The sequence below is a fragment of the Paenibacillus sp. GSMTC-2017 genome, from assembly GCF_016019935.1.
Lineage (GTDB): Bacteria > Bacillota > Bacilli > Paenibacillales > Paenibacillaceae > Pristimantibacillus.
In genome coordinates, this window is sequence record NZ_JAECMT010000004.1 from 285,265 (window position 1) to 310,177 (window position 24,913).

27 protein-coding genes are annotated in these 24,913 nt (G+C 40.0%); 9 read left to right on the forward strand and 18 right to left on the reverse strand.

Annotated elements, in window-relative coordinates; translation table 11 throughout:
* Positions 1 to 101 precede the first annotated feature (101 nt).
* The 9 genes from glpK to I6N90_RS17350 all read right to left on the reverse strand — a co-directional run bounded on the left by glpK (position 102) and on the right by I6N90_RS17350 (position 8,193).
* Positions 102 to 1,604: a glycerol kinase GlpK gene (glpK, locus tag I6N90_RS17310; RefSeq protein ID WP_197936878.1), complete on the reverse strand. Its 1,503-nt coding sequence runs from the start codon at positions 1,602 to 1,604 to the stop codon at positions 102 to 104.
* A 32-nt stretch (positions 1,605 to 1,636) separates the two neighbouring features.
* Positions 1,637 to 2,347, reverse strand: a complete 711-nt coding sequence (locus tag I6N90_RS17315; protein ID WP_197936879.1) for an MIP/aquaporin family protein — start codon at positions 2,345 to 2,347, stop codon at positions 1,637 to 1,639.
* Between the two features lie 471 nt (positions 2,348 to 2,818).
* Entirely contained in the window at positions 2,819 to 3,676 is an 858-nt protein-coding gene (locus tag I6N90_RS17320) for an SDR family oxidoreductase (protein ID WP_197936880.1), read from the reverse strand.
* Positions 3,673 to 4,701, reverse strand: a complete 1,029-nt coding sequence (locus I6N90_RS17325; RefSeq protein ID WP_197936881.1) for a polysaccharide biosynthesis protein — start codon at positions 4,699 to 4,701, stop codon at positions 3,673 to 3,675. The genes I6N90_RS17320 and I6N90_RS17325 overlap by 4 nt, the downstream gene beginning before the upstream one ends.
* 36 nt (positions 4,702 to 4,737) lie before the next feature.
* Entirely contained in the window at positions 4,738 to 5,337 is a 600-nt protein-coding gene (locus I6N90_RS17330) for a glycosyltransferase family 2 protein (RefSeq protein ID WP_197936882.1), read from the reverse strand.
* A 211-nt stretch (positions 5,338 to 5,548) separates the two neighbouring features.
* Positions 5,549 to 5,773, reverse strand: a complete 225-nt coding sequence (locus I6N90_RS17335) for a hypothetical protein (RefSeq protein WP_197936883.1) — start codon at positions 5,771 to 5,773, stop codon at positions 5,549 to 5,551.
* A gap of 88 nt (positions 5,774 to 5,861) precedes the next feature.
* Positions 5,862 to 7,175, reverse strand: coding sequence for an alpha/beta hydrolase family protein (locus I6N90_RS17340; RefSeq protein ID WP_197936884.1), 1,314 nt, complete (start codon positions 7,173 to 7,175; stop codon positions 5,862 to 5,864).
* A gap of 138 nt (positions 7,176 to 7,313) precedes the next feature.
* Complete coding sequence (locus I6N90_RS17345) at positions 7,314 to 7,742, reverse strand: DUF3021 family protein (protein ID WP_197936885.1); 429 nt, start codon at positions 7,740 to 7,742, stop codon at positions 7,314 to 7,316.
* Positions 7,743 to 7,755: 13 nt separating this feature from the next.
* Positions 7,756 to 8,193, reverse strand: a complete 438-nt coding sequence (locus tag I6N90_RS17350; protein WP_197936886.1) for a LytTR family DNA-binding domain-containing protein — start codon at positions 8,191 to 8,193, stop codon at positions 7,756 to 7,758.
* Between the two features lie 178 nt (positions 8,194 to 8,371).
* On the opposite strand from I6N90_RS17350, the gene I6N90_RS17355 reads away from it, so the two are divergent.
* Positions 8,372 to 8,959, forward strand: a complete 588-nt coding sequence (locus I6N90_RS17355) for a GNAT family N-acetyltransferase (protein WP_232243075.1) — start codon at positions 8,372 to 8,374, stop codon at positions 8,957 to 8,959.
* A gap of 77 nt (positions 8,960 to 9,036) precedes the next feature.
* Here I6N90_RS17355 and I6N90_RS17360 read toward each other — a convergent pair whose 3' ends face one another.
* The 3 genes from I6N90_RS17360 to I6N90_RS17370 form a co-directional block, all read right to left on the reverse strand.
* Positions 9,037 to 10,200: an epoxide hydrolase family protein gene (locus I6N90_RS17360; RefSeq protein WP_197936887.1), complete on the reverse strand. Its 1,164-nt coding sequence runs from the start codon at positions 10,198 to 10,200 to the stop codon at positions 9,037 to 9,039.
* A 107-nt stretch (positions 10,201 to 10,307) separates the two neighbouring features.
* Positions 10,308 to 12,185 (reverse strand): FtsX-like permease family protein, encoded by a 1,878-nt coding sequence (locus I6N90_RS17365; RefSeq protein WP_197936888.1) that lies wholly within the window; start codon positions 12,183 to 12,185, stop codon positions 10,308 to 10,310.
* On the reverse strand, positions 12,172 to 12,939 hold the full coding sequence (locus tag I6N90_RS17370) for an ABC transporter ATP-binding protein (RefSeq protein ID WP_197936889.1): 768 nt from the start codon (positions 12,937 to 12,939) through the stop codon (positions 12,172 to 12,174). The genes I6N90_RS17365 and I6N90_RS17370 overlap by 14 nt, the downstream gene beginning before the upstream one ends.
* 212 nt (positions 12,940 to 13,151) lie before the next feature.
* Between I6N90_RS17370 and I6N90_RS17375 the strand changes: the two genes are divergently transcribed.
* From I6N90_RS17375 to I6N90_RS17390, 4 genes are all read left to right on the forward strand, one after another.
* Positions 13,152 to 13,826 carry a response regulator transcription factor gene (locus I6N90_RS17375; RefSeq protein ID WP_197936890.1) on the forward strand — a complete coding sequence of 225 codons (675 nt, stop codon included), beginning with the start codon at positions 13,152 to 13,154 and terminating at the stop codon, positions 13,824 to 13,826.
* Positions 13,823 to 14,851, forward strand: a complete 1,029-nt coding sequence (locus I6N90_RS17380) for a sensor histidine kinase (RefSeq protein WP_197936891.1) — start codon at positions 13,823 to 13,825, stop codon at positions 14,849 to 14,851. The genes I6N90_RS17375 and I6N90_RS17380 overlap by 4 nt, the downstream gene beginning before the upstream one ends.
* A 173-nt stretch (positions 14,852 to 15,024) precedes the next feature.
* The gene (locus tag I6N90_RS17385) at positions 15,025 to 15,534 is read left to right on the forward strand and encodes a C40 family peptidase (protein ID WP_197936892.1); all 510 of its coding nucleotides are present in this window, start codon (positions 15,025 to 15,027) and stop codon (positions 15,532 to 15,534) included.
* Positions 15,535 to 15,659: 125 nt separating this feature from the next.
* The gene (locus tag I6N90_RS17390; RefSeq protein ID WP_197936893.1) at positions 15,660 to 15,977 is read left to right on the forward strand and encodes an MGMT family protein; all 318 of its coding nucleotides are present in this window, start codon (positions 15,660 to 15,662) and stop codon (positions 15,975 to 15,977) included.
* A 75-nt stretch (positions 15,978 to 16,052) separates the two neighbouring features.
* On the opposite strand, the gene I6N90_RS17395 is transcribed toward I6N90_RS17390, so the two are convergent.
* Together I6N90_RS17395 and I6N90_RS17400 are read right to left on the reverse strand one after the other, a co-directional pair.
* The gene (locus tag I6N90_RS17395) at positions 16,053 to 16,538 is read right to left on the reverse strand and encodes an anthrone oxygenase family protein (RefSeq protein ID WP_197936894.1); all 486 of its coding nucleotides are present in this window, start codon (positions 16,536 to 16,538) and stop codon (positions 16,053 to 16,055) included.
* Positions 16,531 to 17,385: an NAD(P)H-binding protein gene (locus tag I6N90_RS17400; protein WP_197936895.1), complete on the reverse strand. Its 855-nt coding sequence runs from the start codon at positions 17,383 to 17,385 to the stop codon at positions 16,531 to 16,533. Before I6N90_RS17400 ends, I6N90_RS17395 begins: the two co-directional genes overlap by 8 nt.
* Positions 17,386 to 17,476: 91 nt before the next feature.
* On the opposite strand from I6N90_RS17400, the gene I6N90_RS24860 reads away from it, so the two are divergent.
* The gene (locus I6N90_RS24860) at positions 17,477 to 17,641 is read left to right on the forward strand and encodes a hypothetical protein (protein WP_232243076.1); all 165 of its coding nucleotides are present in this window, start codon (positions 17,477 to 17,479) and stop codon (positions 17,639 to 17,641) included.
* A 240-nt stretch (positions 17,642 to 17,881) separates the two neighbouring features.
* On the opposite strand, the gene I6N90_RS17405 is transcribed toward I6N90_RS24860, so the two are convergent.
* Both I6N90_RS17405 and I6N90_RS17410 read right to left on the reverse strand, forming a co-directional pair.
* Complete coding sequence (locus tag I6N90_RS17405; protein WP_197936896.1) at positions 17,882 to 18,310, reverse strand: MarR family winged helix-turn-helix transcriptional regulator; 429 nt, start codon at positions 18,308 to 18,310, stop codon at positions 17,882 to 17,884.
* Between the two features lie 186 nt (positions 18,311 to 18,496).
* Positions 18,497 to 19,249 (reverse strand): SDR family NAD(P)-dependent oxidoreductase, encoded by a 753-nt coding sequence (locus I6N90_RS17410; protein WP_197936897.1) that lies wholly within the window; start codon positions 19,247 to 19,249, stop codon positions 18,497 to 18,499.
* 197 nt (positions 19,250 to 19,446) lie between these two features.
* On the opposite strand from I6N90_RS17410, the gene I6N90_RS17415 reads away from it, so the two are divergent.
* From I6N90_RS17415 to I6N90_RS17425, 3 genes are all read left to right on the forward strand, one after another.
* The gene (locus tag I6N90_RS17415; RefSeq protein WP_197936898.1) at positions 19,447 to 20,355 is read left to right on the forward strand and encodes a LysR family transcriptional regulator; all 909 of its coding nucleotides are present in this window, start codon (positions 19,447 to 19,449) and stop codon (positions 20,353 to 20,355) included.
* Positions 20,356 to 20,470: 115 nt separating this feature from the next.
* Positions 20,471 to 21,217, forward strand: a complete 747-nt coding sequence (locus tag I6N90_RS17420) for an ABC transporter ATP-binding protein (protein WP_197936899.1) — start codon at positions 20,471 to 20,473, stop codon at positions 21,215 to 21,217.
* Positions 21,214 to 23,178 carry an ABC transporter permease gene (locus I6N90_RS17425; RefSeq protein ID WP_197936900.1) on the forward strand — a complete coding sequence of 655 codons (1,965 nt, stop codon included), beginning with the start codon at positions 21,214 to 21,216 and terminating at the stop codon, positions 23,176 to 23,178. Before I6N90_RS17420 ends, I6N90_RS17425 begins: the two co-directional genes overlap by 4 nt.
* A gap of 28 nt (positions 23,179 to 23,206) precedes the next feature.
* Here I6N90_RS17425 and I6N90_RS17430 read toward each other — a convergent pair whose 3' ends face one another.
* Both I6N90_RS17430 and I6N90_RS17435 read right to left on the reverse strand, forming a co-directional pair.
* Entirely contained in the window at positions 23,207 to 24,133 is a 927-nt protein-coding gene (locus tag I6N90_RS17430) for a sensor histidine kinase (protein WP_232243077.1), read from the reverse strand.
* A gap of 71 nt (positions 24,134 to 24,204) precedes the next feature.
* Positions 24,205 to 24,876, reverse strand: coding sequence for a response regulator transcription factor (locus tag I6N90_RS17435; protein ID WP_232243078.1), 672 nt, complete (start codon positions 24,874 to 24,876; stop codon positions 24,205 to 24,207).
* Positions 24,877 to 24,913: the final 37 nt, after the last annotated feature.

Genomic DNA, 24,913 nt, shown 5'->3' on the forward strand with positions numbered 1-24,913 from the left:
GTCTAAAAAAGGATACTAAATGGTGTGGATCTCACATTCTCCGTCACATTCTATTTACTTGTCATTAGTGTAACATGGTGTGCGGATGCAGTCTATAGGATCTACTCGTCATCTTTTTCCCATTCAAGCGTACGTTTCACAGCTTTCTTCCAACCCTTATAAAGCTTGTTGCGGGATTCTTCATCCATCTTAGGCTTAAAGGTTGTTGCGCTTGCTGCTTTCTTTGCAAGGTCTTCTTTCTTCCAGAAGCCAAGAGCAATACCCGCCATGTAAGCTGCACCAAGAGCAGTTGACTCAGCAGCCGCTGGACGTTGAACAGGTACATCTAAGATATCAGCTTGGAATTGCATAAGCAGGTTATTAGCCGTTGCTCCGCCATCAACGCGAAGTGCTTGCAGCGTAAGACCGGAATCGCTCTCCATTGCGCCAAGTACATCTTTTGTTTGGTAAGCAAGTGAGTTGAGCGTTGCACGTACAATATGCTCTTTTTTCGTACCGCGAGTCATACCGAACATCGCGCCGCGAGCGTACATATCCCAATAAGGAGCGCCTAGTCCTGCAAAAGCTGGAACAACATAAACGCCGTCAGTATCTTTTACTTTGCTTGCATAATATTCGGAATCCGAAGCCGAATCGATCAACTTAAGTCCGTCACGTAGCCATTGAATAGCTGCACCTGCGATGAAAATACTGCCTTCCAAAGCATACTCAACCTTGCCGTCCATTCCCCATGCAATCGTCGTAAGCAAGCCGGATTTTGAAGCAACAGCTTTCTCACCCGTGTTCATAAGCATGAAACAGCCAGTTCCGTATGTGTTTTTCGCCATACCGGATTCGAAGCACGTTTGTCCGAACAACGCTGCCTGCTGGTCACCAGCTACACCGGCAATCGGAATTTCAGCACCGCCGAATGTTTGTGGATCTGTAACGCCATAATGACCTACAGAAGGTTTAACCTCAGGCAACATGGAAGCCGGAATGCCCAATTCTTGAAGCATCTTTTCATCCCAACGAAGATCCATAATGTTGTAAAGCATTGTGCGTGAAGCATTGGAATAGTCAGTTGCATGGACTTGTCCACGCGTCATTTTCCAAATAAGCCATGTGTCTACAGTTCCGAACAATAGGTCTCCACGTTCTGCTCTTTCTCTTGCACCTTCGACGTTATCGAGAATCCATTTTACTTTCGTACCTGAGAAGTAAGCATCTACTACAAGACCACTGATTTCGCGGATATACGTTTCAAGACCTCTTGCTTTCAGATCATCACAAATTTCTGCTGTTCTTCTGTCTTGCCATACGATTGCATTGTGTACGGGTTTGCCTGTGTGCTTGTCCCATACAATGGTTGTTTCCCTTTGGTTCGTGATGCCGATTGCAACGATTTCTTGAGGACTAATGCTAGCTGTTTCTAGAACTTCACGAGCAACACCGCTTTGCGTACCCCAAATTTCCATTGCATCATGTTCAACCCAACCTGCTTTAGGATAGAACTGAGTGATTTCCTTTTGTGCTGAGCCAACAACATTGCCATCCCGATCATATAGAATAGCGCGTGAGCTAGTTGTTCCTTGGTCTAGTGAAAGTACATATTTTTTTTCCATGTGAATGACCTCCAAAGGTTAATATATCCCAATTATACGCCGAATACGTTTGTATAGAATAAAGCTGCAAGAATACCACCAATAATTGGTCCTACTACAGGAACAAATGCATAACCCCAATCGGAAGAACCTTTTCCATGAATCGGGAGCAAGAAATGTGCAATACGAGGACCCAAATCACGTGCTGGGTTGATTGCATAACCTGTAGTTCCACCAAGAGATAGACCGATAACAACAATTAAAGCACCTACGATAAGTGGGCCTAATCCGTCTGCAACTGTGTTAGCACCGATTGCCATAATTCCAAGTACTAGGACGAACGTTCCGATAATTTCACTCATCAAGTTAGCACCGACACTACGAATTGCTGGAGCAGTTGCGAATACTGCCAATTTCAAATCTTTGTCTTCCGTTGCTTTCCAATGCGGCAAGTAGTGCAACCATACAAGTACTGAACCAAGAATTGCACCAATCATTTGACCAGTAATATAAGTAGCTACTTGATTCCATTCGAATTGCCCTGCTACTGCAAGTCCTATCGTTAAGGCAGGATTTAAGTGAGCTCCGCTAAAGCCGCCGACAGCGTATGCCGATACAGCTACCGCAAGTCCCCATGCTAATGTAATGACGATCCAACCTGAATTTTCTGCTTTTGACTTCTTAAGCAAAACGCCTGCTACTACTCCGTTACCTAATAAAATCAGCATTGCTGTTCCTACAATCTCAGCTATAAATGGTGACATCGTTTGCAACCTCCAAGGTGTATGTGTTAGTTATCTTCTTCAACAATTAGGAAAAATAGCCGCTTCATCAAAATGATAGCGCTTTCTCACCACCCGTAACGAAAAATTGTTTGCGATTACTTTTTTTGATTAATTAGGATCCCTTCGCCGGAAATACAAAAAGCAGCCATCACGAATCGCTTACGAATCGTTCTCTTCACGAGGAAGGAGAAGATCGTAATCAATTAGAAATGGCTGCTCTCAATGTCTCACAGCGATAAGCTATTTACTTTTATAGTCCGTATATTAAATCATATATTTGGTTTTGTAAACCCTTTCACATCAAAAAGATGAAGACCATTTTCTCCCACATTCATCAAATCATCATCTATTCTTCATCATTAGAGTCACTTTTATATAAATTTACTCCCTCAGGTTGATAGGCAATATGCCTTACTTGATCCAAAGGGAGTACTGATTTTAATGTGATATTTATGCACTAAAGTAATGGGGATAAAGGTTTTTGTGCGCCCAAATCCATTCTTTCATCTCGATAATCATCTCTTCGTAACTTGGAACCTCGAAAGAAAAATCGGTGCGAGTATTCACTAACGTTTTGTCTGCGTTAACGGCATCACTAGGCAATATCGTTAATTCATCTGCCCTGCACGTTTTGTTGAATAGCTTTAATAAATCGTACTTATTGATGCTACTATTGTTAACAAGATTATAGAGTCCTGTCATATTTTCTGTTGCCGCTTTTTCCATAGCTTTAGCCAAAGTGAGAGTAGTGACACCAGTCCAGATTGCGCCAGTATAGCCATTAATACTGCCTTCTTGTTGCATAAACCAATTAAAAAGGCCAATGCCATCCTTTTTCATATCTGGGCCAATAATAGAGTTTCGGAAAGTTAAATGTTTATTATCGTTTACTTCGCCTAATGCCTTTGTTCGATCATAAAAGGTCTCGCCATCAGGGAAACTATTTTCATGGTATGGAGCGGAATGCCCTGAGAAAACACAATCGGTACTCATATGGATTAGTTTAGTAGGAGTGTTGTTTAATCGATCTGCTATAGCGTGAGGTAAGTAGCTATTGAGATAAGCAGCCCTGGAAGGTTCCTTATCACAGGCTTGGTTTAACAGACCAATACAATTGATGACAACATCGTAATTTCTTTGGAGCAGAATCCAGTCTATTGTGTTATTTTCTGAGATTTCACCAGTTATATTGTAACCATAGGGAAATGGTGATCTTGTAAAAGTTGTAACGTCGTGGCCCTGCTCTTGTAAATAGATAGCTATCGTATGGCCAGCCATACCAGCAGCACCAAGAATTAAAAATTTCACTTTACGCCTCCATTCCACTTGAGAAGTTCTTCTTGTATATAGGTAAGCTTTAGAAGCCTCGCTTTGATTTCAGGGACAGAAAGAATTTTAGTATTATTGGAGTTGTATTCATCAGTTAAAGAAATCTTTGGAGAACCCTCTTCGAGGTATTTCCCATAGTTCAAGTCACGATTATCGGCGGGGATTTTATAAAAGTTGCCCATATCAACGGCCTTCGCCGCTTCTTCCTTCGTAAGAAGAACCTCATACACTTTTTCCCCATGGCGCGTACCGATCACATCAATTTCGTTGTTCGATTCAAATAATTCGATGAGTGCTTGTGCTAAATCAGATAAATAAGCGGAAGGTGATTTCTGTACGACGATGTCTCCATTGGTGGCGTTGTTGAATGCATATAATACGAGCTCTACCGCCTCTTCAAGGCTCATAATAAAACGTGTCATTTCTGGATCAGTGATGGTCAATCGTTTACCAGCTTTAATTTGTTCGACGAATAAAGGGATAACAGAGCCTCGGGATGCCATTACATTGCCGTACCTTGTTCCGCATATGACTGTTTTGTCTTGAGTGACAATTCTGGATTTGGCGATAAATATTTTTTCCATCATCGCTTTGGAGATGCCCATTGCATTGACGGGGTACGCGGCTTTATCTGTAGAGAGGCAAATGACCTTTTTTACTCCTGCATTTATTGCTGCTGTTAGCATGTTTTCCGTGCCTAGTACATTTGTTTTTACGGCTTCTAATGGATAAAATTCGCAAGAAGGAACTTGTTTGAGAGCAGCGGCATGGAATATAAGATCCACACCAACCATTGCATTGTTTAAGCTGTTAATATCCCGTACATCGCCAATAACAAATTTGATTTTATTGTTGTTGTACAGAAGGCGCATATCATCTTGTTTCTTTTCATCTCTTGAGAAGATACGAATCTCCTTAATATCTGTATTCAAAAAACGTTGTAAAACGACATTTCCGAACGATCCAGTGCCTCCTGTTATGAGTAACGTTTTATCTTTAAACACAGACGTCTATCACCATCCTCATCATGCCATAAGTTGTTATTTCAGGCCTCTTAGATGCAAATTAGACTCGGAATCTTCCCGATAGTAGTTATACCAATAGGCAAATAAACCAGTATATTTAGATGTAGGCCGCTTATCCATTAATGCTCGATTAAAGTCCCAGTCACCAGCAATGTCCTTTCTCGTTGTAAATCTCGCATCGCCTATAAAACTTCTTCTTACAATTTTGAATTGTCCGCACCACGAATAGATATTAGAAGGGTCTTTCGTAAATCGATGGCCGTCCTTCGTGACCATATTGTAATAGTAGACATCATACTCGCCATCAATTTGTGCCAAAACCTCATGAATAGCAGGCATATAGTGATCATCGCTGTCGATGATCGCGACATAATCGCCCGTTGCTGCTTCAATACAACGATTATAAGAGTAGCTGGCACCGCTATTCTTTTCGTTTATCAATATCTTTAATTGCGGGCAACTCTTCCTATACTCTTCTAAAATGGCTAATGTGTTATCCGTAGAGCCATCTTCGCATACCAATATTTCATAGGCATATTGTTTCGGAATGCTTTCTAACATCGTCATAATCCACCGGGCACTATTATAGGCCGGAGTTATAAAACTGATCTTCATCACACACCTCTTTCAAGAAGCTATATCTTTATTAACTATATGTTTATATTGGTTTAATCGTTACAATTGAGGGCTATTGTACGCTCCGCTAATGCCATCATTTTGCTAGATAATAGAAATGGATAACTCGGACATATTCAGTATTCAAGCGTAGATGCCAAAACAGCCGACCTCTGCGATTTGCAGATGTCGGCTGTTTTATTCAAATTAACTATTCCCAGTAAGGTATCCCGCTAAAGAGAAACGTCTCTTTATTTACATAAGACTTAAATTCCCTACTAGCTAACTTATGAACATGATAAGGCAGCCACTCATTAAAATCTGGAAATCCAAGCCAAAAGTAGATCGTATCAAGTTGACCTGCAACAAAAAATCCTTCTAGACGTTCAACGTAGTTATGAGGCAGATTGAAGTGTTTTATGTATGAATCAAGCAACTGACTTAACGCTCCATAGAATCACTTTTGGATAGGTGTAGTCGGAGACTATATAATTTTTTTGTTGTATAAAGGTAGTGTGTCCACTCTACTTCAATCCATAGGTTCCTTCGGATGTAAAACGGCCGACACCCTTTAGTGTATAGTCAAAAAACTCAACAATAATTTTGTTTTGGGTTTCAATTACGTAATATTCATCAGCAGTCGCTTTTCCACCTTGTAGTATGGTAGCAAGTATAGGGGAGTAAAGTGGTAAATCCGTCAGGCTTAAATGTTTTGAACCTTGAAAATAAACAGTATACACCTCTCTGAAGTTTTCACTAGCAGCTTTGTTTGGTGAATAAACGGAAATGGTTTCTAGCTGTTTCCAAACATCGTCAGAGTAGATATTAAGAAGAGTGGTCGTGTAGGGTTTATTTGTTGCTTCAAAGTCTAGGGTCTCTTTATTGTAAGTAAGCTCGCTAAACATAGGACCATCAATATTTATGACCGCACTAATATCGTTACGCTCTCTACCTAGCGAAACACTTGCCGCGCCCCCCATGGAGTGCCCAAACACACCTATTTTATTCCTATTAATAAGCTGATATATAACGTCACTATCACTTTTGGATTTATTAAGTATCGTATCAATAACAAAATTCATGTCATCAGTACGTACTTTCATCCACTTTTGCTTTAGTCCGTAGATTTCTTCTTTCGTGTAAATGTTATTTTTGTTGGTATTATTGAATTGCTGAAAATAGTCATTATTGACCATAGTTACCGTTCCATCATCTGAAGCAGTATAAAAGGAATGATAGGGATGGTCGATTGAAACGACTATATAACCATGGCTAGCAAGTTCAGTAAAGGTAGACGTATTACTTTCCTTAATGCCGTATGCTCCGTGTGAGAATACCAGTAGTGGATAGGTCTCATCGACATTATCGGGATACCAAAATTGTACGTTAACAAATCTGTTTTCAGCTTTTTTGGAATACTCCTCGATACGATTTTTATCTGTGTAGGTGTAAGTAGCTGTTGCAACCTCATGCTTGCCAGTCTCTTTTGGCAGTGTATATTGAGGGAAAATAAGTGCAGGAGCTAGGGCAAGTACAAACACAACGGTCATAATAAATGCTTTTCTGACGATACGAGAAGTTTTGTATTTTTCAACATTTACTTTGTTTCGAATAAGCGAAACCGCTCCGACTGCCGCTAGTATGAAAAGCAGTATAGCTATCAATACCCAGCGTAAACTCCACTCGATAGCAGACGAAAATGTAAACATTATAAAAACGATAAATACAATAATTCTAATCCAATTTCTCATTTTTTTCTGGACATTTTTAGTCATAATACAGTATGTTGCGATGGTGATCTCAACAATTAAAGCGATAAAGAAGATTAGTATTGCCATAGCGTTTACTCCCTTTCTTTTTTTACAGTTTTTTATGGTTACATCATAAAAAACTGCCGAAAGGAAGTATATAGAAATACAATAAGCTGTATCTACAGACAACTAAGTTGCGAATTTTTATTATTTTATGGGCAATTTTCAAAGATTTTTTTGAAAATCCTTCAGTTTTTCGTTGATGCTATTGGCTATTTGTTTATCGTTTTGCCATGACAGCAGACGAACAATGATATAGATAATCGCAATTTGAATCGCACAAGTGACCATACTGAGCACACTATTTAAAATTCCAATGATACTTCCTAGGGAAATGATTATCACTTCTAAGGCAATAAAGTGAATGACAATTCGTTTGCGCATATTGTTTTCACTTATATCATTAGGAGAATATAAAATAAATCCTGTTATTGCACTTATGAGTGAAAAGGTCATAAGGATATAAATCGAATGTAAATCAAAGGCTAATTCGGGATAGAAGATTTGCCGCAGAAGAGTAATGATAAGGATGAGAGATGCAAAGATGATAAAAAAATCATTAATAATCTTCCATACATATTGGGATAGTTTCATATTGTTCCTCCTTCTACAATCCAAGCATCGTTTTAAGCACAGGCACATATTGCCTTGATATAACAACACGTTCCCCGTTATTCAGCACCGCTTCAAATCTGCCGCTTATTGAAGGATGTATAGAAGAAATTTTAGCTATGTTCAAAATAGTTGATTTGGATGCACGAAAATAGTTGTTTCTTTTACATAGTTCCTCTAATTCATAAAGCTTATGTTTCACCTCAAAAACGTTGTCCTGACAGTACATAAAAACCTTTCCATCAACAGCCTCGAAATAGAAAATATCACTTAGTTTTATACGATGAACAATTTCATTGTGATACCCGATCATAATGAGGTTTTTTGTGTTCAACTTGTCTACTATTTCGTGTATTTCGTCATCCACCTCATGGCACTTGATGAGGATTTCCTCTTCCTGTTCTTTGGTTATTTCTTCTATTGAAACTTTCATGCCGCACCTGCCTAAGAGAGATGGTTACAATAATGGGTATTCAACCCATACATATTAAACTACACGAAGTTTTTCATCAATCTTTAAATGGGGGTCAATTACTGAGCAGATAACATGCAACTTCCCATTCTACCTTTTCGTATAGAAAAAGATTAGAAAAAATGGGGAGGATTGTAGCTTGGGAGAACATATGAATGAACTTCACATACAAGGTAATAAGATAGATTTACGTTATGCACAAGAGTCAGATTTAGAGGACTATTTTGCTTTCTTGCAAGATTCGGAGATGAACACGCTGACAGGTTCACAGTCAGAATTCACTCGTGACCAGATCGCAACATGGATTCGCAAGATTAGCGTTGTAAGTGAAGAACGAGCTGATTTTATTATTTTCGAAAAGGGAACGAATGTGTTATTAGGGGAAGTTGTATTAAATGAAATAGATCCTATCAACCGCAGTGCTAATATTCGTATCGGCATTCAAGGAAACGAACATCGAGGAAAAGGCTATGGAACAGAAGCGATGATACTTATGCTCCAATATGGATTTGAGACGCTTAAGCTGCATCGCATTCACCTAGGCGTATATGCTTTTAACCCCCGCGCTATCCATGTTTATGAGAAAATAGGGTTCAAGCGTGAAGGAATAGAGCGTGATGCTCTTTATTTGGATGATACATTCCATGATATGATCAAGATGGCCATGTTAGAGGATGAGTTCAGGAGAAGGTATGGGGCGCAGGGGGAAGATCACCATCACCAATAGTAAGATTAGAAAACCTCCCTGGCTCATAATGAGCTGGGAGGTTGTTTGTGCTCGCTTTAGCTAGACGTTTGTTTCATTTACAGCTTGATGTCATGATAAAATCCGCGGATATCTGTGGCCGTCACCTCAGGGTACTCCAATGCGGGGAAATGCCCACCCTTATCTAACTCGGTCCAACGGATAATATTTTGGATATGAAGGTCACCCCATGCTCGTGGAGCTGGCACATCAGCAGGGCCTGGCAGCAATACACCTTGTGGGACATGATGTTTTGGAACCGGAGATAACAATTCATTATCGGCAAAAGCTTCTTTGTAAAGCCTAACGGACGAGCCGATCGTTTCCGTCACCCAGTAAATCGTGAGGATGGAGCACAGTGTATCCAGTGGAAAAATGCTTTCTACATTTCCTTGTGTATCGCCCCAAAAGTGATATTTTTCAACAATCCATGCTGCCAAACCAGCCGGAGAATCGTTTAGACCGACAGCAAGAGAAGTTGGTTTTGTACCTTGCAACATGGCGTAAGCACCTTCTGTAAAGTTCAAATAGTCTACTTTCGCAAAGTAGGCTTTTTCTTCTTCTGTAGGTTCTTGCGGCCGTTCAAATCCAGAATAGACATTGATCCAATGTGCGCCGATTATACGATCAGCATAATTTCGAACTAAACCGAGTTCAACCCCGGCGCCCATATCCGATCCACTTATCATAAATGTTTCATAACCAAGTTTAGTCATCAAATGTGCCCATAGGTCAGCTGTTCTAGACATATTCATACCACGCTCACTTGGCTTGCCTGAAAATCCGAAGCCAGGTAATGAAGGGATGACGATATCAAATGAAATGCCATCTAGTTCACGTGTTAGCAAAGGAATAAGGGGCAATAGCTCTACAAAATTGCTTGGCCAGCCGTTAGCGAGTAGAAGAGGTATTGGATTCGATCCTTCGCCCCGAACATGTACGAAATGAATAAGTTCGCCTTCAATAGTCGTTGTATATTGAGGAAAGCTATTGAGCCTAGCCTCCTCTGCCCTCCAATCGAACTCATGAGCCCAATAGTTCACAAGTTTCCGCAAGAAGGTAAGATTAGTACCATAGTCCCAGCCAGCATCAACAATCTCATCTGTCCAACGCGTACGAATTAATCTTTCTTTTAAATAGTTAAGATCAACCTGCGGAATATCGATGTTGAATGGTTGAATATCAGTGTCCAATGTCGGTAGTTTGCTGTTTGGAGAAGTCATTTTCAAAACCTCCTTGAAATTTGTATTTCTCAAATCCTTTCTATATTTTTATTATGGGTTACGAACACTGACAGCTGTTTGTCAGTGTTTGAGTGCCATTGTATTTTTTATTTATTAACAATTCGGTTGTAAGAATTGATCGTTAACACATAATAACCGAGATAGATCACTCCATAAGCGGCAATAGCGTATAGGAACGAGACAATATTGTCGCTAAGATCAGCATCGTATTGAATAGTAACGGATAAGGTCAACATCGCCGCATTTAGTACGCCAATAAACAGTGGAAGTATGAATACGAATAGGTTCTGTTTCGATATCGTAGAGCGAACTTCCCGTCTGCTCACCCCTATCTTCCGCAAAATGTCATATCGACCTTTATCCGAATGTGCTTCAGTTAGTTGTTTGAAATAAATAACACTTCCTGACGCCGCAAGTAGTACTAAGGCTAACGAGCTTACGACAAACATTTTCATGCCTGTAAACTTTTGCAGATGTTTATATCGCTCGTAAAATGTGCGCATCTCTGTCTCTTTTGCGGCTAGTGTCATTAGTACGTCGGATGTTTCTTTTGTTGTTTTTTCATCCTCTACTTTATAGGCTTTATAAATGAGGGGGCTTAATTGCCCAGCGATACCGTTAAATGTGGTGTCATCTATAACTAGGTACAGCAGCTCTGCTCCAGATGTAAGCCGCACCTCTTTTTCTTCCAATTTGTTAATCGTTAGTGAATAAGTTCCTTGAGGCAATTGTACATCCACTTCTTTTCCAGCAAAATCCGAAGCAGGCTGATCGATGTATTTCTTAATCGCAATGGCTTCGTTGTCGGATAGATCGGGTATATCGCCTAAACGAAGCACCTGTTTCATGGAATGAAAAGTTTGTTCTGAAATTAGGTTAACCGGTAGTTCATCTCGATCTCGAAATGGAGCGGAAGTCTTACCTTTCACTTGAATAACCGGTATAGAAAGCTGATCTGTTATTGGATGATCTTTATCTTTTACGATTAAACTCCTGATTTGATCGTCCGACGCTTCACCTTTGGAAAGGTGCAGATAGGAAAATGGAGCGGCGTTATGAGCCTCTTTTTCCGTAGTTGCATATTCGGAAAATGCTGCGTGAAGGTACGGCACTGCTGCAGTAATAATTAACGCAATTACGGTAAGCATAAGAGCATTTCCTTTGACGCGGTACAACAAATGTGATGTTCCAATAATATTGATTCCTCTGTAGTACTTTGCCTTATTTTTCTGAGCACGAGTGAGTGAGTAAACGGTAAAAGAACGGAAAAGTAAATACGTGCCAACTAGAACAAGCGGCATAGCAAGCATAGCCATAGCGTTAAACATGAGCCAGTAGCAGCCCGCGAGTAAAAAGATTGAAACAGCCGCCGAAATGAATGAAGCTTTCGGTACTTTCTCTCCTTTGCTATCAGCTTGGAACAATTCAATTAACTTAAATCGATAAATTAAAAGATACGACTGAGCAGAGGTAAACAACGTAATGGCTGTAAATACAACTGCGGTAGTGATAATAGCTTCGATGGGAATACTAAAGCTCACAACGATAGGAGCACCAAGCAGCTTAAGGAGCAACATCATAAACAATCGGGATAGAAGGACGCCGAGTAAAAGCCCAGCCAATAAAGTAATCGTTCCAATAATGACATTTTCAAAAAATAGCATTCGTGCAATAACCTTCTTCTTTACACCAAGCAGGGAGTACAAAGCGACTTCTTTTTTTCTTTTTCTTGTAAAAAACGCGTTCGAATAACCAATAAATATGGTCAAAAAACCAATCAACATATAGGATGTTTGTGTCATGGTGCTAGCCATGTTACTAACTGCATCTTTAATTTCCGGAATATACATTAAGGAACTGAACGTATAGAAAATAACTACACTAATGACCATGGAGAAAAAGTAAAGCAGGTAGTTTTTTAAATTCCCCTTTATATTTTTTTTCGCCAAATTAAATAACGTCACTTGCACCACCTCCAAGAACGGCTAATACATCTAATATTTTTTTGAAAAACTCTTTACGGGTCGAAGTCCCTTTTACTAGTTCAGTGAACATACTGCCGTCTTTAATAAAGAGCACTCGTGTGCAATAGCTGGCTGCGAATGCATCGTGTGTAACCATTAAGATTGTTGCTTTATCTTCTTTACTCAAGTTTTGCAAGCTCTCCAATAGGTCGGTTGCCGATTTCGAATCCAATGCGCCAGTCGGCTCATCAGCCAATATTAGTTTGGGTTTCGACACGATTGCACGAGATGCTGCTGTACGCTGTTTTTGCCCGCCAGAAATTTGGTAGGGGTATTTGTCTAAAATCGAACGTATGCCAAAACGGTCTGCTATTTCATAAACCCGTTGTTCCATTTCTTGCACATTCACTTTAGCTAAAGCTAACGGCAGCAAGATATTATCTTTCACGGATAACGTATCTAATAAATTGTAATCTTGAAAAATAAATCCGAGTTTATCACGGCGGAACGCCGATAACTGCTCTTCTTTCATATTTAGAATGCTTGTCCCATCTATCAAAATCTCCCCTGTTGTAGGCTGATCTATCGTCGCCAAAATGTTCAGAAGTGTGGATTTACCAGCTCCAGATGGCCCCATTATGCCAACAAACTCTCCCTCTCGTACGGTCAAGTCGATACCAGTTAGCGCTGTAAATGTGTTTCCCCGTGCCCCATACACTTTATCAATTTGTTGTGCGTCTACTATTGTTTTCATCTATTTTTCCTCCACTCATGAAGTTCATTTCTTTTCTACAGGCTTAATTGTATAGGATGCAATCTTTCAGTGACCTTACAGTTTGCACAGTTAACCTTACAATGGTATCGTCGGCATAAGCATAGTTTGAGAAGGGTATACTTGTTGCTAAAAAAGGGGTGTATCTTTTAGTATTGTCATCTGTTTGTTTTCGTAACGATTGGGGGAAGATTGTGAAAATAATGATCGTAGAAGATGAAAAAACGATTAGAGATATGGTAGGAGAGATCATAGAAAGATGGGGTTTTGAAGTAGTAAAAGTAGAAGATTTCGACGGGGTCATGCACGTTTTTTTAACAGAAAATCCGCATCTAGTTTTATTGGATATTAATTTGCCTTCCTTTGACGGGTTTTATTGGTGCAACAAAATTAGAGAAGTATCCAAAGCACCTATCGTCTTTCTTTCGTCTCGTGATACGCCAATGGATACGATTATGGCGATGAATATGGGCGGGGACGATTTTATTAATAAACCTTTCCATACAGATGTTCTGATGGCCAAGATTAATGCACTTTTGCGGAGGACCTACGCTTATATAGAAGACATCGAGCTAAATGTTGTAGAGCATGACGGTGTTGTGCTCAATCTTAAGACATATGATATTTCTTATCATAACCAAACGACCCAATTATCCAAAAATGAATTTATTATAGTAAATCTCCTCATGCAAAATAAAGGATCAACGGTTACTCGAAGAAACATTATGCGCAGTTTGTGGGCAGATGAAAGATTTGTAGATGAAAATGCGCTGTCCGTTAACATGACTCGTATTCGCAAAAAAATTGCAGATCTAGGCAAAGACGACTTCATTACTACGAAGAAAGGGTACGGGTATAGCATCCTATGAGCTTTCAGCAATATGTAAAGGATAAGCGATATTTTTTCATTCTTTATGCGATATTGATGTTATTTGTCTCATTGATTATGACCATAAATACGAGCTGGGATCTTGCAGCACCAAATCTGCTTTATACACATTTTATAGGATTCTTTCTCGTTGGATTGTATATTACGATTGGCTATTATTATCGGAGGTCGTTTTATGTGGGTTTGCTTGAAGCGATAGAAAGCGTGAGCGAAAATGTTGTTGCCGCAATGCCTGAATCACAAAATGATGAACAGGCTTTATACGTTACAATGATTAAGAAGATGCAGGGCAGCCACACAAAACAGCTGCAAAAGTTAATTCGGGAAAAACGTGAACATCAAGATTTTATTATGTCATGGATTCATGAAGTAAAGCTTCCGATTGCTGCTAGCAGTCTGCTAATGGAGAACAGCGCTGGGAAGACGGTAGATTTTCTCGTGGATAAGTTAGAAGATGAGCTGAACAAAATTGATAACTACGTAGAACAGGCGCTGTATTATTCACGAATAGATTCCTTTTCTAAAGACTATTTCATTACGGATGTACCGCTCAATAGGGCGATAAGAAATAGTGTAAAAAAGTATGCCAAACTTTTTATTACGAAACGGATTCGGGTTCAGATAGCAGAAGTAGAGCAGTATGTATCAAGTGATAGTAAGTGGCTTGCTTTTATATTAGATCAGATTATATCGAACGCACTCAAGTATACATATGAAGCGGGTGAAATCTCGTTCATCGTTGAAGAAGATAACAAAGAAAAGCGACTGCGGATTCACGATTCAGGCATTGGCATTAAGGAAGAAGATATTCATCGCGTATTCGAGAGAGGATTCACGGGGGCTACAGGTAGAACCTATTCGAAATCTACAGGAATGGGGCTGTATCTTGCGAAACAAATGGCACTTAAATTAGGACATGACCTTACCATTACGTCACAAGAAGGGGAGTATACTGCGGTCACCATTCATTTTCCGAAAATGAGAGATTATTATGAGCTCTCGTAAGAAACTACACGATAATGGATATGAAATGCTGAACAGCAGGGGGGAAATCGTATGTGCTAGTATTTCCTCCATAAGAAGAACTTCCCTTATTAGAAAGCCTTAAGAATCCACGATACTGATATACCAGATGATATACTCCTAATACATCAGAGACAAACACCAGGAGGTATATCATGCAATACAATTGGATCAAAAAGACGGTAATCGCAACAACGTGCTGCGTGGCATTAATGTCCACTCATTCGCTAGTAGGTACTTCTCATATTGGACAAGCCCAAGCGGCTCCACAGGTGAAGGCACCTGCTAAAGCTCAAAGCATTATCGCAACTGCAAAATCTTTGCAAGGCAAAGTGAAATATAAGTTCGGCGTTAACAACCCAAGCAAACTAATCTTTGATTGCTCTTCATTTACGAAGTATGTATTCGGCAAACATGGCGTGAGCCTGAAATGGGGTACTGCTTCTCAGAAAAATCAAGGGAAGTATGTATCTAAGAGCAATCTTCAAGCTGGCGATTTGATTTTCTTTAATAACGGTAGAACGTCTAAAGTTAGTCATGTAGGTATTTACATGGGTAATGGCCAGTTTATTCATAACACGACTGGCAGCAAAGTAAACGGTGTCGTAATCAACAAATTGAGCGACTACACGAAACGTTATTCGACAGCTAGAAGAGTACTGTAATAATACGAAGTAATCGTTAAATAAAGATAGGCTATGGCTTGAGGATAATCAAGCCGTAGCCTATTTGTGTATTCAACTGCTAATATAAGCTTAGTATAGCAATGAGGGAAGGAAGGTCAGAGCGAGTGCAACCATTTACGAGAAAAGTGATCGATATTATAAAGAGCATTCCAGAAGGTTATGTCATGACATACGGTCAAATTGCCGCGCTAGCCGGAAGTGCAAGAGGAGCGAGGCAAGTCGTACGCATCCTCCATTCGATGAGTGCTGCATATGAACTTCCGTGGCACAGAGTCGTTAATGTTAAAGGAGAGATAGCGATTCAAGATGATGAAGCTCGTTTCAAGCAGAACCTCTACTTGAGTGGTGAAGGTGTAGTAGTAGATGAGACAGGTCGGATCAACTTGGAGCAATATCGCTATTGTCCAGGGAGTGCGGACTGAGTGAACAAGTGGATCCCAGTACAGGGATCTACTTGTGCTCAATCAAACGGTCTGAAGGTTGTTTGTGAGTTTGGATTATTTGAAAAACTTACTTAGTGAGATGATGAGTAATGCAGATGAACCGATGCAAGCTAGTGTACGAACATGATTCCATTTTGTCCACGTAGGAATGAAATGTGCCCATAGCTCTGCACCAACGCTACTGCTAGGCTGTACGGATGCTAGTTCATTATTAAGAGGTACATTAAATGCCCCTGTAATTAGGATAGCTACGACATATAACAAACTGCCAGCAAGAAGATAGATTGAGCCAGGATCACTGAAGCGGGTGAGGGAGACGATGATGAGGAAGACGCTAGTAAGTGCAGTTCCCAGAAACAGAATGCCGCTTAACGGATTAATGACGGTGATGTTAATAGACTGCATAGCAGCAATACCTTGCTCGGGTGTGAGACGGGCGAGAGCTCTCATAATAAAAGATGAGAAGGCGAACAGTACTCCTCCAACTACTCCAGAACCGACTGCTGTAAGTGCGGTTAAAAAATAGAGGGCATTATTCATTCGATTGCACCTGATCCCATATGCCAGTTTTAGCAACCTCTTGCGCGTAATCACTGAAATCTCGGGGCTCACGACCGAGTGCACGTTGTACACCGTCCGTTAGGTATGAATTACGGCCATCCAGTACGTGAGTGAATAGCTGAATTAATAAGTTTGTAAAATCAACCGGTAAGTTCTGCTCTTCTAATCCACCTACGAATTGCTCCTTAGTGATCGGCACATAAGCAATATCTCGCTTACTTGCTAGTGCAATTTCTTCAGTGACCTGAGCAAAAGTAAGCAAACGCGGGCCAGTCAACTCATAGAGCTGTTCAGTATGTCCCTCTTCCGTCAGTGCAGCAACAGCTACATCCGCAATATCCTCTGCATCTATAAACGGTTCTGTTACATCTCCAATTGGAAGAGCAATTGTGCCGCTAAGCACGGAATCCAGCAAGAAGCTTTCACTGAAGTTTTGACTGAACCAGCTAGCTCTAACAATCGTCCAGTCAGCGCCTGAGTTTTGCAGAGCTTGCTCGCTCGCAAGTGCACCTGCTTCACCGCGACCTGACAATAATACGAGGCGACGAATCCCTTTAGCAAGCGCTAGCTTCGCAAGTGTACGAATATCATCGGCTGCCCCTGGCATAGCTAGATCGGGATAGTAACTGATAAATACGGCCTCTACGTTTTCAAGTATAGGTGCCCATGTAGATCTATTTTGCCAATCGAAGGGCAGTTCACTAGAACGTGATCCGATTCGTGAGGGAATGCCTCGCTCCGCAAGACGCTCTACCACCCTGCGTCCTGTCTTACCCATACCTCCAATAACTAAAATAGGTTTTTTCATCGATTGTTTTTCGCTCATATTAATCCTCCTCATTATTGTTTTTGTTACTCATTTAACGACCAAACAGGGTTGCATCACCACCTTTCAGATTTTGTTTTCTAAACCTCAAATGCTGTATTCAGAACCGTTCAGACGCGGTGGCTTAAACATCAAGAGCTTCATAAACATCAAAACAAAAGCATTAACTATAAAGTTGTTTGCACAAGCAAATGTTTTTATAGAAATAATGGAGTATCAGCAAATCGGGTTACAAAGTAAGAAATCGAACAGCTAATTCTATCTAACGAACTGTAACGAGCTTATTATGCTAAAAAGTGCCCCTCATTAATTCTAACGAATCATAATAGCGCTATTGAACAATACAAGGCGACAAAGGAGCATTTTATCTCAATATAACGTGTCTAGGATTCGTAAAAATAAAAATCAGCGTCATTTTGGTCAAATAAGCGTTACTGAGTTCGTTAGATATATATACAAGAAAGCCAAACGGAGGGTGGAGTGAAAAAGAAAGTAATTAGTTGATCTGTTCCAGCTGATCGCTCACTTTAAACAAATCTAAGGACAGTTTGTCGCCTTCACCATCACCTAATATGTCATTTAATCGTATGCGAAGGTTGTTCCAACATTCATGAATAATACTTTCCAAAGCTTTACCTTTATCCGTTGTATAGATGAGTGACATCCGACCATCAACGCGATTATAGATAAGCCCCTTCACGACAAGCTTCTCAATAAGGCGTGTTACGGTTGAAGGTTGTAAGTAAAGAATTTCACCTAACTTCTTCTGGGATATTCCTTCTTCTTCAATAACGGCTAATATCAAATAAGCACTCGAAGCATTTAAGCCGGATTTGGCAAACTCGTCTTCAACGATTCGGGTCACAACTCTATTTAGTCGTGTTGCTGTGAAGTACAAACATTCTTTTAAATAAGTCTGGAGCACGATGATTACCTCATTTCGGCTGTGGTAAATATAAACATATTTGTTTGCACATACAAATGTTAATTCACTTTACAAATAAAGTAAACTATTAAATGTGTTGTGCGCAAAAAGAACCCTTATCCAGCTATTGCAATAGGATTAAAGGTTCTTTTAATATTTTTATGGAATCTGATTAATTTAGCGTTATTATTTAAACGAAGCATACCCGTCATCAACTTTGATGGTGCTGCCGTTAATACCGCTTGCCGCATCTGATGCGAGGAACAAAACGGTGTCGGCTATTTGATTAGGATTTAGAAATTCGCCATGCATATGTTTTTTGGCAATAGGATCCTCCATGCCTTTTTCTTTCAAGGTATTAACGATATTGGTGTGTACAAAGCCGGGTGCAACTCCAACAACACGAATGTTATGAGGTGCAAGCTCAAGTGCTGCAACTTGTGACATCATGACGACTGCTGCTTTTGCTACGTTGTAGCTAAATCCATTTGGCATTGCGAGAAATCCCATAACTGAGGCAGTGTTAATAATGACGCCGCCGTTACCAAGCTCCTGCATTTTACGAGCGGCAGCATAAATACCGTAATATACTCCGTCTTGATTGATTCTCGTTACTTTATGATAGATTTCTGGCGTGTGCTCAAGAAGCGGAGCAGGTGATGCAATACCCGCATTATTAAACATGATGTCAAGGCGGCCAAACGTATTAACCGCAAATTGGACCATTGCTTCAACCTGATCAAAGTCACCAACATCTACTTTTGTAAACGCTGCCTCTTTGCCTAGTGCTTTGATCAAATCTACTGTTTCTTGCCCTGTTATCTCGTTGTAATCGGCAACGACTACTTTTGCACCTTCTTGTGCGAACTTCAAGCATGATTCTCTGCCAATGCCACTACCGCCGCCAGTAATAACAGCTACTTTATTTGCAAATTTCATCTGTCATAACCTCCGTGTAATTTCATAGTACCGAGCTCATTTTGATGCTGTAAATTTGTGTTTATCCCGGATAGGATACCCGAAAAACATACTATTCAAGCGGATTACATTTAAAGTATACTTCACGAATAATGTATCAAAATAATTAATGTTAGTAATCATAGTATTAGTTGAACTAATGAAGGGGCGTTATAGCAATGAATCTTGAGCAGTTTCACTATATTATCGAAGTAGCAAAAACGCATTCACTCTCAAAGGCAGCGAGTAATCTATTTGTTACTCAGTCAGCAGTCAGTCAGTCGATTGCAAATTTGGAATCTGAATTAGGTGTTCGAATATTTACTAGGACGAGGCTCGGAGCAGTGCCGACAAAAGAAGGTATGGACATTATTCAGAAAGCAATAGAAGTAGTGAATAAACTGCAAGAAATAAAAGATGGAGCAATGCGGCTATCAGAAGTGATGCATGCCGAATTGCGAGTGGCTTCGATACCTGGCGCAATGAGCGCTCTTGTAAAAACGGTGGCTAGCTTCAAAAATGATTATCCCAACGTTTCTTTTCGCATTATTGAAGGGATGTCCGATGAAATTTTGGATGAAATTAAACATAACAAGGTAGATATCGGGCTTATTGGAATTAGAGACGATACTTCAATAGTCGGGACAGGGATGTTGTTTGAACCCATTTGGGAAAGTAATATCGTCATAGGCGTATGGAAGAACTCACCGCTCGCCATCCGAAACAAAGTAACACCAGAGGATATGAGACATCAATCCTTTGCATTGTACGACGAACCATTCATTCATGAATTTGAGCGTGGTTTTTCTGAAGCACACGGTCAACTCCCTATATTTTTTACGAGTAATAACCCAAACGCGATAGCTACTGCAATGAAGGAAAACCTAGCTGCCACTTTAGGCTATGATTTTTCTTTTTTTGATAGCCCACACACGTTGAATGGCGATATTGTTACGCGCGAAATAGATGGCGTGAGGCAGCTTCCCATTCATCTTGGATGGGTGCGTTCTGAAAGAAATAAAAGCGCTCAAATCAGTAACCTATTTATTCAACGATTTCTGAATCATTTTCAAATTAGGAGTATATAAGTCAGATTTCTGATCCTCGTTAGTGACAAAAACGTCACATTGATTCATGCTACTTCTATGGTTGCAATTCCGAATCCTGACTATAGTAAATAACAGGAGAGGGAGGAGGAATACGATGAACACGGTCATTCAAAGTATTAACTTATCTAAAAAATATGGTTCAACTGAAGTTTTAAGAGGTATTGATTTAACGATTATTTCGGGGGAACTTACGGCGATTATGGGGCCATCAGGCTCGGGGAAATCCACACTTATGAACGTGTTATCCACGATTGACCAATTTACCGGCGGTGATGTTTGGCTGGAGGGAAAGTCGCTACTTGAATTTAAAAAGAGTTCTTTGCGACAATTTCGGCAGGAGCGTATGGGATTTATTTTTCAAGATTACAACTTGCTGGATACGCTAACGGTAAAAGAAAACATATTGTTGCCGCTATCCCTTCGTAAGGTCAAGGCAACAGAAATGGAACAAAGATTGCTACCCATCTCGCAGGCACTAAATATCGAGGGCATTCTTCATAAATACCCGAATGAAATATCGGGCGGTCAGAAACAACGAGCGGCATCGGCAAGGGCGATGATAACTAACCCAGCAATTGTATTTGCTGATGAGCCGACAGGAGCGCTTGATTCACGATCGGCAACGCAGTTATTGGAGCAGTTGGTTGGCTTAAATGAATCATTCGGGACGACAATTATGATGGTTACTCATGATAGTTATGCAGCGAGTTATTGCAAAAGAGTCATTTTTCTACGTGATGGAGCGATTGTGAACGAAATTTACGCTGGCGATCAAACACAGAAAGCGTTCTATGATCGGATTATGGAAATCCAGAGCTTGATAGGAGGCAAGCTGCGATGAGCTTATTGGATTTAACGATTAGAAACGTTAAGCGTAATTTTCGTCTCTACTCGATTTATTTGTTTTCGATGATTATCGGTGTCATCATTCAATTTACGTTCTCTTCGCTTATGTTTAATGAGGACCTTAAAGGTGCGCTGCAAAATCGCGAAAACTTCCAAACTGGTGTAGCTCTTGCTTCAATCGCGATCTTTTTGTTTATCATCTTTTTTATCCTATATGCGAACTCATTTTTTATGAGACAACGGAAAAAAGAGTTTGGTATGTATTTGTTGTACGGATTAAGTGAAAAACAAATTACGCGAATGGTATTTTACGAGACGCTTTTTATAAGTGCAGTATCTCTTATTACGGGTGTACTGCTAGGAGGGCTACTGTCCAAGCTTTTTGGAATGCTGCTCATGAAATTGATGCAATATGATCAGCCTATTTCTCTCAACTTTCCTATTGAAGCGATATCTCTGACGACAGGTGTATTCTTTTTATTAGCTATCATTATTAGTATACAAAGCTATATTACGATTAACCGTGTACAGTTAACTGAGTTGTTTCATGCCAAACAAAAGATGGAGAAGCCGATTCGAACGTCAGCATTCATGGCTATTTTGGCTCTGTTATTGCTTGGTATGGCTTTTACTTTAATTAGCAGCGGAAAAGGTTCTGTCGTATGGCAAGACTATCCGAAAATAAGTTTAATAGCTGTCGCTATCGGTATTATAGGAGGCACCTATTTATTTTTTCGCCAATTCGTCGGATGGTTGCTTCAAAGGATAAGCCGTCGCAAAACCTATCATGAAGGAAATACGGTGCTGTGGACTTCTTCACTTCGATTCCAAATTCGGGGAAACACGCTGAATCTAACTTTTATCTCATTGTTCAGTGCTGCCATTATGATGTTGCTTTGTTTTGTAACGATAAACTATAAAGTGCAATTCGAAGCAGTAGAGCGAAATTTGCCTAATGATATGGCTTTCCAATCGTTAGACAGCGCAACAACTAATAAAATTGATGAATTGATTAAGCGTTCTAAACATGAGATTAACTATCATCTTAAGCACGAGGGAATAGTCTCAACTCCAATAACGGATATGAATGTAGCCTTTGATAATCCTGAATATTATTGGTCAGATGTTTTACTTGTATCTGAGAAAACCTATAACGAGATGATTGAACTACGGGGACATGATGAGCATGTGCAGCTACAAGGAGATGAAGCAGTTTCTTTATCCCAAGGTTCAGACTTCCCAACTGCTTTTGCAGCAGGTGAGCAACCGATATTTACAGTTAAGACGAATGTAGAGACAACGTTTAAGCTCACCCAGAAAAAGGACTATGCATACCTCGGATGGGCATCAGATCCGATAACGTCCATGGTCATTAAACCAGCGGTGATTGTTATTTCTGAAGAAAAGTACGATAGTTTGATGGGTCATGCAAATAAACAAAGCTTTGAAATCTATGGGCTTCAAGACGCCCAAAATGCGCAGGAGCTATCTGTACAAGTACACGCAATTGTCACTAAGACGCCAGATGCCTATTACTCCTCATTTTCCGATGTATACTCTAAGCAAATCGAAGGTTCGTCACTGATGTTGTTTTCTAGCGGGTTTCTCGCTTTGATTGCAATCTTTGCACTTGCGAGCATCATTTATTTCAAGCAATTGCGAGAGGCAACAGATGAAAGAATACAATATGCCATTTTACGCAAAATCGGTGTCGATAATCGAGAGATGAAAAGTGTAATACGTAAGCAGTTACTGTTTGTATTTTTGCCGCCGCTTGTGCTGGGAGTTCTGCATAGCTGGTTTATTATTAAGTATTACATTCTCGATTCCGTAAAAGATTTCCCTGAGCTTACAGGCATAGTATGGACGATTATGGGCGTGTATTTCCTGATCTACTTATTGTTCTACGCTTCTTCTACAACTTTTTATTACAAAATCGTTAATGACAATCATTAGATCTATAAAACGCAATGACCATTCTAGGTTATTGCGTTTTTTGATGACTTTGCAGCACGCTCAGATGCGGATCATAGTTTTTGGGGAAATGGATAGTGAACGCTGTAAAGCTGCCGAGCGTCGATTCGCATGTAATGTAATGCCCCAGTTTTTTGGAAAGCTCTTGAGCTAGATACAAGCCCATACCAGTTGATTTCGTATATGTACGTCCATTGGAACCTGTAAAACCTCGATAGAAAATTCGCGGTAAATCTTTAGGCTCAATACCGATGCCATTATCGCGTATAATGAGCAATTTTTCTTGCTGAGTAACTTGTGTTGCTATCGAAATTTCACCAAAGTCATTCGAATATTTTAAACTATTCGATACGATTTGGTTGACGATAAAAGATAGCCATTTGGAATCACTTTGTACAACGGTAGATGGAGTATCCAATCGGATTTTAATTTTTTTGGAAATGAACGTTTTGGAATGGGATTTGACGACCCCCTTGACCAGCAGATCTAAATTGCAATTGACGATTTCATAATCTTGGCTAAAACTATCGAGCTTAGCATAATAGAGAGCTTGATCCACATAGTGTTCAATGCGAGATATTTCTTCCTCTAAGCTTTTTGGATCGACTTCTGTTTGCTGCATTAATCGCAAGACTGCAATAGGCGTCTTAATCTCATGAAACCAAGATACGATGAAATCATAATGTTCTTTTTGCTTCGCTTGAACGTCATTTAATGCTCGGATATGTTGATAATGCTGCTGTTCCATAGTCTCGTGATAAGCTTCGGATTCTAGCGAAAGTGGTTCAGCATCTTCGTTATGCATACCGCGGATGGCTCGCACCGTCTTTAAATAACGATGAACGAAAAAGAAGATTAGCCATAATAGAACGAGAGTCAGCGCATAGAAAAAAGTTTGCCACCGCCAAGTTAGCTCGGGATCGATAGCAAACACCATAATCGTTAGAAAGAATGTAACAGCATAGAAGTAGAGGTAGGACCTTTCATACGTGAGAAATCGCCAAAATTTCATTCGATGATATACCCCATTCCTTTGCGAGTAACGATGAAATCTTCGAGTCCTAACATGGCTATTTTGCGGCGAAGTCGATTGACGTTAACGGTCAGTGTATTGTCATCAATGAACTGCTCATCATTCCACAGTACTTGCATTAAATCGTCTCGCGAGACGATTTTTCCGATATTCCGCATCATCGTTTGTAAAATAATAAATTCATTTCGTGTTAACTCCGATGTCTGTTCACCATATTGAATAGAGGAATTGGATAAGTGAAAGTTGAGGTGACGATGAGTTAGATGAAGACTCTCGTCTTGGTACGTATAGTTACGACGTAATAATGCACTTACTTTGGCTACGAGAACACCGAGGTCGAAGGGCTTTTGAACGAAATCGTCGCCACCCATATTAATAGCCATAATAACATCCATATTTTGATTGCGTGAAGATATGAAAATAATCGGTACTTTTGAGACCGATCGAATTTGCTGGCACCAATAGAAACCATCAAATAACGGTAAGTTTATGTCTAACAAGACTAAGTGCGGCTGGGCAACTGTGAATTCATCCATTATTTTTTCAAAAGATGATACTACCACGACGTCATACTGCCATTTACTCAGCGTGTCAGCTACGATTGTTCTAATCTTTTCGTCGTCTTCTACAATCATGATACGAAACAAGTAAGCTCCTCCAATTTAGGTGGACTGGGTATAGTTC